At 61.0% G+C, this 15355-nt stretch carries 9 protein-coding genes; 8 read left to right on the forward strand and 1 reads right to left on the reverse strand.

The annotated features are described in order from the left end of the window. Nucleotides 1–22 precede the first annotated feature (22 nt). From ODQ19_RS00615 to ODQ19_RS00625, 3 genes are read left to right on the forward strand one after another with little or no spacing between them, the layout of a single operon-like run. On the forward strand, nt 23–988 hold the full coding sequence (locus ODQ19_RS00615) for a cytochrome-c peroxidase (RefSeq protein WP_330209067.1): 966 nt from the start codon (nt 23–25) through the stop codon (nt 986–988). Further along, nucleotides 985–2802 carry a DAHL domain-containing protein gene (locus ODQ19_RS00620; protein WP_330209068.1) on the forward strand — a complete coding sequence of 606 codons (1818 nt, stop codon included), beginning with the start codon at nt 985–987 and terminating at the stop codon, nt 2800–2802. Before ODQ19_RS00615 ends, ODQ19_RS00620 begins: the two co-directional genes overlap by 4 nt. Further along, nucleotides 2799–4178: an ATP-binding protein gene (locus tag ODQ19_RS00625; RefSeq protein WP_330209069.1), complete on the forward strand. Its 1380-nt coding sequence runs from the start codon at nt 2799–2801 to the stop codon at nt 4176–4178. Before ODQ19_RS00620 ends, ODQ19_RS00625 begins: the two co-directional genes overlap by 4 nt. A gap of 20 nt (nt 4179–4198) precedes the next feature. Here ODQ19_RS00625 and ODQ19_RS00630 read toward each other — a convergent pair whose 3' ends face one another. Then, nucleotides 4199–4471 (reverse strand): type B 50S ribosomal protein L31, encoded by a 273-nt coding sequence (locus ODQ19_RS00630; RefSeq protein WP_116665831.1) that lies wholly within the window; start codon nt 4469–4471, stop codon nt 4199–4201. Between the two features lie 302 nt (nt 4472–4773). On the opposite strand from ODQ19_RS00630, the gene ODQ19_RS00635 reads away from it, so the two are divergent. From ODQ19_RS00635 to ODQ19_RS00655, 5 genes are all read left to right on the forward strand, one after another. Next, on the forward strand, nt 4774–6393 hold the full coding sequence (locus ODQ19_RS00635) for an FMN-binding glutamate synthase family protein (protein WP_330209070.1): 1620 nt from the start codon (nt 4774–4776) through the stop codon (nt 6391–6393). Nucleotides 6394–6405: 12 nt separating this feature from the next. Next, the gene (locus tag ODQ19_RS00640) at nt 6406–6690 is read left to right on the forward strand and encodes a putative quinol monooxygenase (protein WP_330209071.1); all 285 of its coding nucleotides are present in this window, start codon (nt 6406–6408) and stop codon (nt 6688–6690) included. A 60-nt stretch (nt 6691–6750) separates the two neighbouring features. Next, a complete protein-coding gene (locus ODQ19_RS00645; RefSeq protein ID WP_330209072.1) occupies nt 6751–7047 on the forward strand; it encodes a cupin domain-containing protein in 297 nt (98 codons plus the stop codon). 132 nt (nt 7048–7179) lie between these two features. Next, nucleotides 7180–8310 (forward strand): OpgC family protein, encoded by a 1131-nt coding sequence (locus ODQ19_RS00650; RefSeq protein WP_330209073.1) that lies wholly within the window; start codon nt 7180–7182, stop codon nt 8308–8310. A 70-nt stretch (nt 8311–8380) separates the two neighbouring features. Continuing rightward, nucleotides 8381–14878: an NEL-type E3 ubiquitin ligase domain-containing protein gene (locus ODQ19_RS00655; protein WP_330209074.1), complete on the forward strand. Its 6498-nt coding sequence runs from the start codon at nt 8381–8383 to the stop codon at nt 14876–14878. Nucleotides 14879–15355 lie beyond the last annotated feature (477 nt).

Genomic DNA, 15355 nt, shown 5'->3' on the forward strand with positions numbered 1-15355 from the left:
TAGGCCTGCAAGGAGTGCTCGCTTGAGCAACGTCGTAAACCACCGTTCTGGCCTGATGTTCGCGTTATGCCTGGGCACCGCATCGCTGTCAGCCGCGCCGCTGGACGAAGCACTCAAGCCCATGCCGGCGGTTCCAGTACTGGACCCGGCCAAGGTTGAGTTGGGTCGCCAACTGTTCAACGAGCCGCGTTTGTCGGTCAACAACACCTTGTCCTGCGCGAGCTGTCACCAACTGACCAGCGGCGGCGCCGACAACAAGCCGTTCTCCATTGGCTTTGACGGCAAACCGGTGCAGATCAATACCCCTTCCGTATTCAATGCCAGCCTGAACTTCAAACAGTTCTGGAACGGTCGGGTGGACACGCTGGAGGCCCAGGTCGAGCAGGTGGTGATCAGCCCGGTGGAAATGGGCAGCGACTGGAACACCGTGGTGCACAACCTGTCCGCCCTGCCCGCCTACCAGAACGCGTTCAAACAGGCCTACCCCGATGGCGTCACCGCATCCAATGTGCAAAACGCCCTGGCCACCTACGAACGCACGCTGCTGACACCCAACTCGCGGTTTGACCAGTACTTGCTGGGCGACACCGATATCCTGACCCGCCAGGAAAAATACGGCTACCAACGCTTCAAGGATTACGGCTGCATCGCCTGCCACCAGGGCGTGAACATCGGCGGCAATATGTTCCAGAAGTTCGGCGTGATGGGCGACTACTTCAAGGCCCGCGGCAACCCGCTGGAATCGGACCTGGGGCGCTACCTGCTGACCCTGGACGAAGAGGACCGCCATGTGTTCAAGGTACCCAGCCTGCGCAATGTGGCCGTCACGGCGCCGTACTTCCACGACGCCTCGGCCAAGACCCTTGAAGAGGCGGTTGACGTGATGTTCAAGTACCAGTTGGGGCGCAACCCTTCCCAGGAAGACAAGGACCTGATTATCCAGTTTCTCAAGACCCTGACCGGCGAATGGGCGGGCAAGCCGTTATGAGACCCCTGTCACGCCGACGCACCAGCCAAATCCTGCTAGGCCTCATCACCCTGCTCCTGGCCTCCACCCTGGTGTTTTTGTACCTCAAGTCTTCACGCGATCAGACGGCCACTTATACCCAGTCGCGCGACTTGATCCGCCAACTCCAGCAGCTCAATGCCCAGTGGGACAGCGAAGTACTCAAGGCCAGGATCGCGATCACCCACAACTACGACCCACTGGTCACACCGCTGACCGAAATGACCCGCATCGGGGCTGAACTGGAGAGCCGCGACACCTACCACAGCGCAGCCGACCTGCCCGGTTGGCAAGCCAGCCATACGGCGTATCTGAGGGCCATCGAGGAAAAAGCCCGGTTGGTCGACCAGTTCAAATCCCACAACGCAGTGCTGCGTAACTCATTGGCTTTTTTGCCGACGGCCGAAGATGACATCCAGGCCCAATTCAACAGCATGACCGACGAAGGCCGGCTGCAACTGCAAAGCGTGGCCACCGACACTTACGACCTGCTGCTCAGCAGCCTGGAGTTTGCCCAGGTCACCAGCGATGAACGTGCCGCCGATATCCTGGTGGGCCTGGGCAAACTGGCCATCAACCAACAGAGCCTGCCCAGTGAGTTCCAGGCACCGGTGGAGATCCTCAGCAATCATATTTCGCTGATCCTGCGCGAACAGCCACTGGTCAACAGCCTGCTCGAGCGGATTGCCGCCGTGCCGGTGGCCGAACACCTCGATGACTTGACCACCCACCTCAATCAGGACCAGCAAGCCACAGACCTCATCGACCATCAATACCATCGCTACCTGCTGATCTTCTCGACCTTGCTTGTGGTGCTGCTGCTCTACCTGGCGGTGCGCCTGTTGCGCAGCTTCGCCGAGATAAACCGCGTCAACCGCGCGTTGCAGGCCGCCAATGAAACCCTGGAGCATCGGGTGGAACGGCGCACGCAACAGCTCAAGGATGCCCAGAGCGAGCTGATGGACAGCGCCCGCCAGGCCGGCATGGCCGAGATCGCCACCAACGTGCTGCACAACGTCGGTAACGTGCTCAACAGTGTGAATATCTCCGCCGATCTGGTCAGCCGCAAGCTGCGCGCCAGCAAGGCGCTCGGCTTGGGCAAGGCCATGCAGTTGATTAACGCCCATCAGGGCGACCTGGGCACCTTCCTTACCGAGGATGAAAAGGGCAAGTTGCTGCCGGGCTATCTGAACCAGTTGGTCGAAGCGATTGCCGTCGAACAGCAAGGCATGAGCGATGAGCTGGCGCAGTTGAGCAAAAGTGTGGACCACATCAAGGACATCGTCTCGACCCAGCAATCCTATGCGGGTGCGTCTACCTTGCTGGAGCCGGTCAATATCAGCGCCTTGATGGACGACGCCCTGCGCATGAACGCCGGCGCGCTGAGCCGTCACCATGTCACTGTTGTGAAGGCGTACGCCCCGGTGCCGGAAATTTTGGCGGACAAGCACCGGTTACTGCTGATCATGGTCAACCTGATCAGCAACGCCAAATACGCCATGGACAAACTGTCTGAGCGGCCACGGCAAATCACCCTGGCGCTGGAATCGGTAGGCGACGAGACCCTGAAGATCAGTGTGAAGGACGATGGCGAAGGCATACCGCCCGAGAACATGGCACGCATCTTCACCCACGGTTTTACCACCCGCAAGGAAGGCCACGGCTTCGGCCTGCACAGCTGCGCCCTGGCCGCCGTAGAAATGAACGGCCAGCTCAGCGCCCACAGCGACGGGCCGGGCCTTGGCGCCGTCTTCACCTTGACCATCCCCATGACCCTTGCCGGAAGCCACTCATGAACCAACCTCCCAACCGGCGCATCCTGCTGATCGATGACACACCGTCCATTCATGAGGATTTTCGCAAGATCCTGATGCCCGACGAAGCCTCAACCGAAGCGCTGGATGAGATGGAGTCGGCACTGTTTGGCGACGCGGCCAAACCTCAAGCCCAGGCATTCGAGCTGCACTGCGCGTATGGCGGCGAGGAAGGCCTGGGCTTGCTGACCAGCGCCATGGCGCAAGAACGCCCCTACGCCTTGGCCTTCGTTGACATGCGTATGCCCCAGGGTTGGGACGGCGCCAAGACCATTGAAGAACTGTGGAAAGTCGCCCCCGACTTGCAAGTGGTGGTGTGTACCGCCTACTCGGACTATTCCTGGGATGACCTGTTGTTTCGCCTGCGCGCCCACGACCGCCTGCTGATCCTGAAAAAGCCGTTCGACAACATTGAAGTCCAGCAAATGGCAAACACCCTGGCCAACAAGTGGGACATGGCCCGCCGCGCCTCCCTGCAAACCTCGCAGCTGGAGCGGTTGGTGGAAGAACGCACCCAAGCGCTGCAACTGGAAATTGAAGAGCGCAAGCATCTGGAAAGCCAACTGGTGCAGTCGGAAAAGCTCGCCTCACTGGGGCAACTCGCGGCCGGCGTCGCCCATGAGATCAACAACCCGGTGGGTTTTATTTCCTCCAACCTCAGCACCCTCGACAGCTACTTCAAGCAGCTGCAGCAGATGCTCGATGCCTACCAGCGCAGCGAAGCGCACATCGGGGCGCCAGAACATCGCGAACCGCTCACGGCATTGCGCAACGAGCTGGACCTGGATTTTCTCAAGGACGACATTCCGATTCTGATCCGCGAGTCCAAGGACGGCATCGGCCGTGTGGTGCAGATCGTCAAGGACCTGAAGAACTTTTCACGGGTGGATAACGACCAGACCTGGCAATTCGCCAACCTGCAGCAAGGCATCGATTCGACGCTGAACATCGTCGCCAGCGAACTCAAGTACAAGGCCGATGTGGTCAAGCACTACGCGCCGCTGCCGGAAATCGAATGCCTGGCCTCCCAACTCAATCAGGTGGTGATGAACCTGGTGATCAACGCCGCACAAGCCATGGGCCCTGAGCGCGGCACCATTACCATCAGCAACGGAGTGGAAGGCGAAAACGTGTGGCTGGAAGTCGCAGACAACGGCTGTGGGATTGCCCCCGACACCGTGCAGAAGATTTTCGACCCGTTCTTCACCACCAAGCCGGTGGGCGAAGGTACCGGGCTGGGTTTGTCGTTGTCCTACGGGATCGTCAAGAAACACCGTGGCAATATCAGCGTCAGCAGCGAGCCGGGCAAGGGTACGAAGTTTCGGGTGGTACTGCCGATTCGGCAGACGGCGGCGTAGGACACGCCGCCGGATCATGCTCATGCGTCAGCTTTTTTCGGGCTCGACCCAAACGATGCAAAACGCTTATTGAACCCGGCAATCCGGCCTTCGGCCTGGGTCTTGCGCTGCTGGCCAGTGTAGACCGGGTGCGAGGCGCTGGAGACGTCCAGCGGGATGTAGGGATAGGTGTTGCCGTCGCTGTGTGTATGGGTGCGATCACTGTCGGCGGTGGAGCCGATGAGGAAGAACACGTCGGCGGCAGTGTCGTGGAACAGCACGGTGCGGTAGTCGGGGTGGATACCAGCTTTCATGAGGCCTCCGGGGCGTTTGGGTGCGGTTGATTTGTTATACAGTAACACAAAGAAAAGCATCCAAACGAGAACCTTTTGCAATAAGGTTAGGCTTAATGGGTCTCGTAAGCCGGTGCCGAGAGCAGCTCGAAACTATCAACTCTGCCAAGGGCTGAACCGAATCAAGCGCCGACAGGTGTCTATTCCAGGCCAGTCTGTCCCACCCGCGTTGCCAAACTGAATATTCCCACAGGTTGTCTATGGTTTCCTGACAGGCGCAGAATGGCGGATCGACCTGAAGAGTCCGAACCCAAGGAAACCGTATGAGCCTGTCCTTGTTAAGCCGCTACGCCTTCTTTGCTGTGTGCGTCATTTTCACCCTCGCCAGCCTCCCCTTTATCGAACATGAATGGCTGTGGCCTATCACGATAGTCACCGGTGTACTCAGCCTGATCGGCATTGTCGACCTGCTGCAAAGCCCCCATGCGGTGCGCCGCAACTATCCGATCCTGGGCAATATCCGCTACCTGGTAGAAACCATCCGCCCGGAAATCCGCCAGTACCTGCTGGAGTCCGACAGCGACGCCCTGCCCTTCTCCCGCGCCCAGCGCTCGCTGGTGTATTCGCGCGCCAAGAACGAAACGGCGGACAAACCCTTCGGCACCCTGATTGACGTGTACCAGTCAGGCTTCGAATTTATCGGCCACTCCATGCGCCCTGCGCCACTGAGCGACCCCAGCAGTTTTCGCGTGATGGTCGGCGGCCCGCAGTGCACGCAGCCGTACTCGGCGTCGGTGTTCAATATCTCGGCGATGAGCTTCGGCTCATTGAGCGCCAATGCGATCCGGGCACTTAACCACGGCGCCAAGCTCGGTAACTTTGCCCACGACACCGGCGAAGGCAGCATCAGCCCCTATCACCGAGAAAACGGCGGCGACCTCACCTGGGAACTGGGCAGCGGTTACTTCGGCTGCCGCACCAGCGACGGCCGCTTCGACCCGGAACGTTTTGCCGTGCAGGCCCAGAACCCGCAAGTGCGCATGATCGAAATCAAGATGAGCCAAGGCGCCAAGCCCGGCCATGGCGGGATTCTGCCCAAGCACAAGGTCACCCAGGAAATCGCCGACACCCGCGGCATCATGATGGGTGAAGATTGCATCTCGCCGTCGCGCCACAGCGCGTTTTCCACGCCGATTGAGCTGATGCAGTTCATCGCTCAGTTGCGTGAACTGTCCGGCGGCAAACCCGTGGGCTTCAAGTTCTGCTTAGGCCACCCGTGGGAATTCATGGGCATCGCCAAGGCCATGCTCGAAACCGGCATCCTTCCGGACTTTATCGTGGTGGACGGCAAGGAAGGCGGCACCGGCGCCGCACCTGTGGAGTTCACCGACCATATCGGCGTGCCGCTGCGCGAAGGCCTGCTGTTCGTGCACAACACCCTGGTGGGCCTGAACCTACGCGACAAGATCAAGCTGGGTGCCAGCGGCAAGATTGTCAGCGCGTTCGACATCGCCAGCGTCCTGGCTATTGGTGCTGATTGGGCCAACTCGGCGCGTGGTTTTATGTTCGCCATCGGCTGCATCCAGTCGCAGTCATGCCACACCAACAAATGCCCGACTGGCGTGGCGACTCAAGACCCACTGCGTCAACGCGCCCTGGTGGTGCCGGACAAGGCCCAGCGTGTGTTCAACTTCCACCGCAACACCCTACACGCCTTGGCCGAAATGCTCGCCGCCGCCGGGCTGGAGCATCCGTCGCAGTTGTCGGCCAAGCATCTGGTACGTCGGATGTCGGCGACTGAGATCAAGCTGTTTTCGCAGTTGCATGTGTTCCTAAAGCCTGGGGAATTGCTCACCGGGGAAGTGAACGGCGAATTTTATTCACGGATGTGGCAGATGGCGCGAGCTGACAGTTTTGAGCCGCATGAAATTGCTGCAGCCTAAAGGACACCTAGCATGTTGAAAGTCATCGCTGAAGACTTTATCAAGCCCAAACATTTGGAAACCGTGCGCCCCTGGTACGCTGAACTGGTGGAAAAAACCCGCCAGGAACCGCTGTGCATCGCCTACGACTTGTTTGTCGATCAAAAAGACCCCGGGCACTTCGTCTTTATCGAACAATGGCCCGATCAGGCAGCGCTGGATGCGCATTGCCAAACCGAGCACTTCAAACGGTTGGTGCCGCAGATCAATGCGTATCAGGCCAAGCCGTGCAGGGTCTTGCTGATGGACGCTTTCTGACAAGACCCTCCGCCTGCTGAACCGGACCACCGACGGCATCGTTGAAACAAGGAGACTCACATGCCGTTACTGGACTTCGCCGTAATCTGCGCGCAACTGCCTGACAGTTGGACATCCACACGTCTGGGCCAGGTTGGCCCGGCGCGGATCAAAGTACTGCGCATGGATGAACAGGCATACGAGGAAGAAACCCACGACTACAACGAAGGGTTGTTGGTGATCAGTGGGTACTTGCACCTGCGCATCGGTGGTCAAGCCATCAGGGTGGACGTCGGCCAGATGTACCTGGTGGAAGCTGGCACTGCCCACGGTGTGCTCACCGGCAGCCAGGGCATCCTGGTGATCATTGATCTCTAGAGACATTCAGCAATACCCAGCCTTTGCAATTGCTTACAAATACCGCCACCCTGCGCCCGCCCGACGTGCGACGTACGACAACGCCCGCGCTCACCTATCGTCATTCAACTACTTGTTCAAGAGCCCGCTGCCATGCTTAACGGACGCGACCCGCGCATCGACTTTTTTCGGGGCCTGGCGTTGATCTTCATTTTCTGGGATCACGTGCCCCACAACCCTCTCGCCAACATCACCGTGCAGAACTTCGGGTTCAGTGACGCCGCGGAAATCTTCGTGTTCCTGGCCGGCTACGCAGCCGTGCTGGCCTACGGCAAGATTCTGCAGCGCGATGGCTATCTTTTCGCCTGCCTGAAAATCCTGCGTCGGGTGTGGACGCTCTACGTGGCGCATATTTTCCTGTTGGCGCTGTTGATGGGCATCGTGATTTTCGCCAACAGCCATATCGAGACCCGCGACCTGGTGCAGGAGATGGGCCTGGGGTATTTTCTCAGCAATACCCAGCAGGCCTTGATGGATGAATTGCTCCTGCGCTTCAAGCCCAACCTCACCGACCCGTTGCCGTTGTACATCGTGCTGATCCTGAGCCTGCCGATCACACTGCCGCTGCTGGTGTATGTGCCCAACGTGATGGTGGCGATCTCGGTGGCGGTGTACCTGCTGGCGCCCTGGCAGGGCTGGAACTTGCCCGCGAGCAACGGCGGGGTGTGGTACTTCAACCCCATCACCTGGCAATGCTTGTTCATCCTCGGCGGCGCAGCCGCGTTGCGCTCACCCAGCCGCGCCGAAGCGCAGCCGTTGCTGCGCCAACCCTTGTTCGTGGCCGCTGCGCTCTACGTGTTGGTGACCTGTGTGATCACCCTGTCGTGGCGCTGGCCCGAGGTGCATGACGCCTGGATGCCACGCGTAATTGGCGAATGGCTGTACCCCATCAGCAAGACCGACCTGTCGCCGGTGCGCCTGCTGCACTTCCTGGCATTGGCCTACGTCACCGCCAAATTGCTCCCCGACATCGGCTGGACGCAGCAGTGGCTGGCCCTGCAATTGGCGCGGATGGGGCGTTACTCCCTGGAAGTGTTTTGCCTGGGCGTGGTGCTGGCGCCACTGGCCGACATGCTCAATGCCATGGCCGGCGACAGCTTGGCAATCAAGCTATCCACGGCCTTGGGCGGGGCTGTGCTGATGGGCGTATTGGCGGCATGGCTGGACCTGAACAAGCGCCTGGACCAACGCAGCGCCGCCCGCCCCTTCGCCGCGACTACATAGTTAGCGACGACGACCGTCAACGGGATGGTTCCATTTGCCTTTGCACTTCACCGTCAAAGGAAATGGCGCCATGCCCACTCAGTTACCCCCCAACGGCTTATCCGGCAACCTGCAAGACAGCGAGTCCTGGAACCGGCAACAAGCCCTGGAGATGATCCGCCAGACCGTTACTCAAAGCCTGGCCAGCCTCACACCCGACCAACAGCGAACCTACGTAAAACTGCAACGCGAGGCGCACGCCGCCTTGACCGCGGTGGAGGACGCAAACGCCGCGCTGATCAGCACCTTAAAGACCCAGGGCCTGGCCCGCCTGCGCGAAAAGCTCGGCGGCCAGGACCCGGAGAAGGTCTTGCTGCACACCCGCTACCTGGAGCCAGTCACCCCGCCGCTGCCATGGGAACCACGCAGCAGTGACGTCAACGACCAACGCCAGGGGCGCTTTCGCCGCGCCTATGACGAATGGAAGTACCGCCCGCACCTGTCGACGATGTCGCTGTGGGAGGCGGCCTGCCTGAACTTCAGCCACACCACCCAGACGCCCCAGGCATCCGGCCAGACCTTCGTCGATGCCACCTATCTTTCCGGCAACGATGACCCAGGCCTGACCGTGGAAACCTTCATCCAGATCGCTCGTGAACTGGACCTCGGGGGTGAACTGCAAAGCGTGCTCACTGCGCAACTGAGCAGCGGTGGCAGCCTGCACACCTTGCTGCGCGCCAGCGCACGCGCCTGCCTGCGTTTCGAAGCACTCGAGGCGTATCGCAACCGCAGTGCCAGCGGCCTGACCCTGGCCCTTTACCAAACGCTGACCCAGGCTATCGACAGCGATGAACCGTTCCCTGCCATCGACCGACTGGCGATGAGCAAACCCTCAGGCGTATTTCCCGAGGTGACCCTGGCACCGCCCGCCACCGCTGTAGCGCTGCCACTGTTGCTGATCCCCGTGGGCAGCCTCGGGGTGATTTCCTATTTCCCCTTCCGCCCCGGCGGTGCCCTGCGCTATCACCCCGATGCGCGCAGCGCCAACGCGCAATTTGTGGCGCAACTCAAGGACAGCCATCGCAAGCACGACCTGGGATGGTTTGCCCGTCAAATGCCGCTGGTTGAACTCAACGAATTCAAGCGCCTGCTCCATGAGGAACAGCGCCCGCCAGGCTTGTCCGCCGCCGCCAGTTTCCTGTACGACAGCCTTCACTACCTGTTCCCCGAAAGCAGCGTGGGCGACCTGCGCTTTAGCGCACTGCCCAGGCCCTCACGCCCCGCGTCCCTGGTCGAGACCTTGACCGGGTCACTGGTTCAGCAAATGCAGGCCAACCTGGCGACGTTGGCCAACCGTCGCGCCGACCGTGACGTGCAGGCTGTCGTCGACGGTGCCGCCGCCATTGCCGCCGAGGTACTGGAGCTACTGCTCACCCCCGTGCCAGGTGGGGTGACCGGCCTGAACCGGATCATGCAGGTCGCGGTATTCGGCAGCCTGGGCCACAGCGTCATCCAGGGTGTGAACGAAGCCCTCAAGGGTGAGGCCGCCAATTTTGCCGCGGCCATGGGGGATGTGGCCGACCTGGCTGTCAGCGGCCTGCTGATCTCCACCGCTGGCAGCGTGCATCGCCGGCGCATGCGCAGGCTACTCGACCAACTGGGCAACCCACGCAAAGTGACGCGCAGCGATGGCACTCATATCCTGTGGAAACCGGATATCAGCCCCTATGCGATCCTCCATCAGCACCTGCTCGACGGCCAGGTAGCCAACGCCCAGGGCATCTATTCACTGCGGGCGAAACACTACGCGTGGCTACAGCACACCGAACAAAAACATGTGGTGGAAGTCGGCTACGACAGCAGCCACATGCGGTTTGTACTCAAAAACGATCATCGCGGCGGCTTCGCGCCGCCCATTGTGTATGACCCGCACTTGAGCGCATGGACGTTGGACTTGAACAACGCACACACCCTGAGCAACGTGCAATTGGCCGAGCGCATGCTGCCCAATGGCTCAAGCGCCGTGCCCCCGCACGCCATAGAAACCCTGCTGCGCAGCACGGCCACCACGCGAGGCACTCTGGATGCCATCTGGCAAGGCGAACCTACGCCGGTCAACCTCATCGAAGGTGTGCGGCGACTGCAAGCCGACCGGGTGATCGACCAGCTCATCCAGCAGTTTCATCGCCGCGGCCACATGCCGCCTCACGCCAACGGCGCTGTGTTGAGCCTGCTGACCCAATTGCCGGAATGGCCAGCCGGCGCCTTGATCAATGTGCACGCTGCCGACGGCGCATTGAGCGAAACCTACGGTGCCCTTGAGCAGCCCTCTGTCACCACACTCATCAGCCTCAAGCGTCGTGACGATGGCACCTACACAGGGCTTGATGAGCACACTGGCGCCGATGAGCCACTCTTCGCACTGGTCCTGCGCCAGCAACCACCGGGCTCCGTACTGGGCAAAGCCGGCAGCCCGCATTTGACCGATGCCCAGCGCATTGCGCGCCTGCGCGTGCAGATCAGCGCCTTGGCTCAGGCGCGGCGCCTGGACCTGTTCCAGGCCCTGACCCGTTACGCCGGCTACGCCAGGCATGAAGTGCCCGAGGCCCAAGCGGCGCGCGATTTCGTGCCCGTCCAGGTTGCCCAACCGCTGCTGCAAGTCACGCCACTGCTGCGCACACTGCATGAGCTGTACCCACCGCTCACCCCGGCCAACCTTGCGCAACTGCTGGCACAACAGCCGCTCAGCGCCTCGCAACAAACGCGCTTCCTGCAAGACGCCAGTCTGCCCAACGTTACCCGGCAACTGCTGGAGCAGCACCGCACCGCCCTGCGCATCGACGCCGCCATCGACGGCTTGTACCACCCACGCCCGTTCAACCCCGACAACGATCAATGGGCCAGGGAGTTCGCCTCCAGCCTGCTGCGCAAATTGTTCAACCGCCACTTCGTGGTCACCGAGATGGCCAACGGCGCGCCGTCCAATCGCTATGTGTCCACCGGACCGGACGACACCACCGTGGAGCTGCTGCATTACGGCGAGGGCCGCTACGAGGCGTACGACATGCGCAATGCCGGCCCCATTCCAGTGGCACCGGCCGTCGACAGTTTCTACCTGGCGATCGGTTCGGTACTGCAACCCCACGAACGCACCCGCCTGGGCATGAGTGCCGACACGGATGCCAAGGGCCTGCGCAAAACCCTGGGGGATCTGATGAGCGCGCAACGCAGCCCCGATGGCTATGTCAGCCTGCTCAATGGCTCCCTGGGTCAATACGAAAAATCTCTGGTGTTGCCGGCTGAACGCCAGGCCAATGCCGAGGGCATCTACGCGTGGCAGGGTCAACAACTGATCAGCCTGTACGGCTCGCTGTATCCGATTACGTTTGACGAGCAGTTGCTCAAATGGAGACTAAAGCACCCGCAGAAAGTGGGGGTCGATACCCCGCTGCTCGAGCACAACCGGCACGGCGCCTGGCGCTTGGCGAGTGAAGACCCGATGAGCTGGGATGACCACCGCTTGCTGTACCGCCTGGGGCCGGGAAACGCCCATGTCGACCAGCGCACCTCGGCGCGCATCCTCGCCATCACCGACACACCGGCCCGGGCCCTGCGCGAGGTGCACAGTGCTGGCCTGCCCCCGCCACCGCTGCTGGAGGACACCACCAAACGCGTAGGGATCGAGCGGCAGATCCTGCATTTTATCCAGGCGATGACCACCGCATCGGCCCGCCACAACGCCCGGCCCACCCTGCAGTTGATGCTATTGAGCTTGCTGCCCGGATGGCCCGACAGCCATGCGCTGCACGTGGTGGATCAACACAATCAGGTGCTGGTCCAGTACCCCGCCAAGGCCAAGGCACCCGTAGAAATCATTCGTGTATCCCAAGGCAATGCGCGTGGCACCACGCCGCTTTACGACGCGGCGCTCAACGGCACCTTGGTTCAAGCACTGTTGGGCGAGCTGCCCGCTACCGTCGAAGAGCGCCAGTTCAAGCTGGCCAAACGTATCGCCGAATACGCCTACCGCGAAAGAGCCCAACTGTTCGAGCAGTTCTACGCGCAAAGCGAGCAACCCGGCACGCTGCTGGAAACCCGCCTGAAACAGCATCATCCACAACTGCCGGTCAGTGCCGTGCGCGCCATTCTGGGCCAGGCCACGGTCAAGGAGCAACGCCAACTGCTGGACAAAAACCAGGTCGGCCTGCGCCTGGCCGAACAGGCGCGCCTGACCGCCCACGACCTGCGCTTGAACCGCGCCTATGAAGGCTTGTACCTGACCACGCTGATGAACCCCGACAGCGACACCATTACCCTGCATATGCTCAAGTCGCTCAGCGGCTGGCCTGCCGAGTTGCGCCTGGACATCCACGAGGACACCGACATTGGGCGCCTGCTGGAAAGCGGCGGACACCTCAATGGCAGCGACCGCCGCACCCTCGTCCGAGTCGGAGGTCGTTACCGCGCACTGGATAGGCATGGCCGCTCCCTCAACGATCCGGCCGACAGCACCTGCGATCTGCTGAGCGCCATTGCCCTGCTGTTGTCGCCCAGCGAATGCACCGCGTTGGGCATGGCCGATCGGTTCGACCTGGCCACCCTGCAATCACGTGTTGCAGACCTGGCGCTGAAACAGCGCGTGGCGGTCAAACGGTTGCTCGACCTGCCCGCCATCCCGCCATGGTTGCAGCCGCCGATGAAGGTGGACAGCTCATTCGTGGCCTATCCACTTTCGCTGCAAAACCTCTGGCCGTTTCGTGGCCCCAGGACTGCTGACCTGGTGCGCAAGGTGCAGAAACTCTACCCCAGCTTCAGCGTGGAACAGGCTGAGCTATTGATCGACTCGTTGGACCTGTCGGCGCCCGCCACCCTGCTGGAACTGGAGCGCCGCGAAGCCGAATACGCCACCCTGGATCATGGCCTGACCCGCTGGGCCGAAACCCCGCAACCCATCGACGACCCGGCCACCGACCCCATGGGGCTGAACGTGGGGCGGCGGCGCTACCTGGCCCAGCACATCCGCCAAGCCTGGCGCCATGAAACACCTCGATCGCGCAGCTACGATTTCTTCGAGCGCCATTTTTTACATCTGCAATTGGAGGACAACAACCTGCCCGATGCCGATTTCATCCTTGGAACCCGTGCCTTTGAACACATTGAACAGTTGAATATCTCAGGCAACGCCTTCCCGCCGACCGGCAACGCCTTTCTCAGCCGCTTCTCCAACCTGCGGCAATTGAACATCGACTGCCTGCTCACCGAATTACCGATGGAAATCACCCAGATGCGGCATCTGGAAGTGCTCAACCTGGGCGGCAACCACATCACCCTGGACGAAGAGGCCCGCCAACGCCTGGCGCAAATGACTTCGCTGCGTGAGTTGAACCTGAACGACAACCCCCTGGGCCTGGCACCGGATGTCAGCGCCATGGACAACTTGCGGATACTGAACCTGCGCAATACCCAAATCGACCAGTGGCCATTGGGCGCCGACGACAGGCCCGTCTTGAGGCGGCTGCTGCTCCAGGAAAACCGCCTGACCACCTTGCCGCTCACGTTGTTCCAGCCTGGACGCAGGGCTCGGGTACACCTTGACCTGCAGTTACATGACAACCCGCTGGATGCCGACACCCTGGGCCGGATCAATGCACTTGCAAACCGCACAGCGACCGCCCTGGGTGGCCCGCTGCCAGGCATCGCCCACCAACCACCTCGCGAGGCAGACTTTGCCAATTGGCTGACCGGCGTACCCGCTGAGCAACACGCGCAACGTCGCGCCTTGTGGGACCAATTGCTGGCCATCGAAGCGCCCAGCCCGGACGATGCGTTCCGCGTACTGCGGGATTTGACCCAGGCGTATGCCTACACTCAGGCAACCGCGCGCCCTGCCCTGACGGAAAGGGTGTGGAAGCTGCTGGAGGCGATGGGCAACTCCACCGAGTTGCGCAACGAAATCTTCCTCAATACTTATCTTGCGGGCACTTGCGGCGACGGTGCATTGCTGACGTTCATCGACATGGAAATCACTCACCTGCGTCACATCGCCAAGGTGCAACCTGCCACCCTGCAGGCCAGCCGAGACTTGATGGATTTGTCCATCCGCGTGTTTTTCCTACGCGAGCTGGACCAATTTGCCGACGAACACATTCTCGCGCTGCAGGCTGCTGGCAAGAATCCGGACGATGTGGAAATTAAACTTCGCCTGCGCATCGCCCTGGCTGAAGAGTTCAATCTTCCGATTGGGCATGAAGAAATGCTGTATTCAGCAGAACGCTGGGTCAAACCCCAGGATGTGCGCCGCGCCCATCAACGGCTGCAAAGATTCAAGGCCAGCGATGCGGCAATCAACGCGCTGATGATCGAACCGTTCTGGATCGAGTTCATGGCCCGCCATTTACCCGAGCCCTTTGCGACGATCAGCGCCACCACTCGCCATAAAGTCGAACGGCTGAACCGAGAAGAATCGGACCGGCGCTCAGACCTTTACCTGGAGCGCCGCCAAGCCATCATTGATGAAGAAAAAGACGAGTTGGCGCTGCTGGTACGGCAATTGACCCAAGCCGTGCAGGCTACAGGAACAACCGCTTGAGCGCCTGACACCGCCTAACGCCCCGCGATTGCGGCGGGTCAGTCAATTAATCTGCAACTGAACGACCGCTATCGCAGGCAAGCCCCACATTGGTTGGGTATTGCCCACGCAATCAGCGCCCGGCATCAATCCCCTGTGGGAGCGGGCTTGCCCGCGAAGGCGGCGTGTCAGTCAATGAGTCTGTCACTGAACCACTGCTTTCGCAGGCAAGCCAGCTCCCACATTGGCTGTGTATTGCCCACGCAATCAGCGCCCGGCATCAATCCCCTGTGGGAGCGGGCTTGCCCGCGAAGGCGGCGGGTCAGTCAATTAATCTGCAACTGAACCACCGCTATCGCAGACAAGCAAGCTCCCACATTGGTTGGGTATTGCCCACGCATTCAGCGCCCGGCATCAATCCCCTGTGGGAGCGGGCTTGCTCGCGAAGGCGGCGTCAGTCAATGAGTCTGCAACTGAACCACTGCTTTCGCAGGCAAG

This window comes from Pseudomonas sp. AM4(2022) (assembly GCF_036346515.1).
GTDB lineage: Bacteria > Pseudomonadota > Gammaproteobacteria > Pseudomonadales > Pseudomonadaceae > Aquipseudomonas > Aquipseudomonas paracarnis.

What these genes read in the sequence shown, in the direction of transcription:
- ODQ19_RS00620 (WP_330209068.1), top strand. Translation starts at nt 985, where the DNA reads ATGAGACCCCTGTCACGCCGACGCACCAGCCAAATCCTGCTAGGCCTC.
- ODQ19_RS00625 (WP_330209069.1), top strand. Translation starts at nt 2,799, where the DNA reads ATGAACCAACCTCCCAACCGGCGCATCCTGCTGATCGATGACACACCG.
- ODQ19_RS00630 (WP_116665831.1), bottom strand. Translation starts at nt 4,471, where the DNA reads ATGAAAGCTGGTATCCACCCCGACTACCGCACCGTGCTGTTCCACGAC.
- ODQ19_RS00635 (WP_330209070.1), top strand. Translation starts at nt 4,774, where the DNA reads ATGAGCCTGTCCTTGTTAAGCCGCTACGCCTTCTTTGCTGTGTGCGTC.
- ODQ19_RS00640 (WP_330209071.1), top strand. Translation starts at nt 6,406, where the DNA reads ATGTTGAAAGTCATCGCTGAAGACTTTATCAAGCCCAAACATTTGGAA.
- ODQ19_RS00645 (WP_330209072.1), top strand. Translation starts at nt 6,751, where the DNA reads ATGCCGTTACTGGACTTCGCCGTAATCTGCGCGCAACTGCCTGACAGT.
- ODQ19_RS00650 (WP_330209073.1), top strand. Translation starts at nt 7,180, where the DNA reads ATGCTTAACGGACGCGACCCGCGCATCGACTTTTTTCGGGGCCTGGCG.
- ODQ19_RS00655 (WP_330209074.1), top strand. Translation starts at nt 8,381, where the DNA reads ATGCCCACTCAGTTACCCCCCAACGGCTTATCCGGCAACCTGCAAGAC.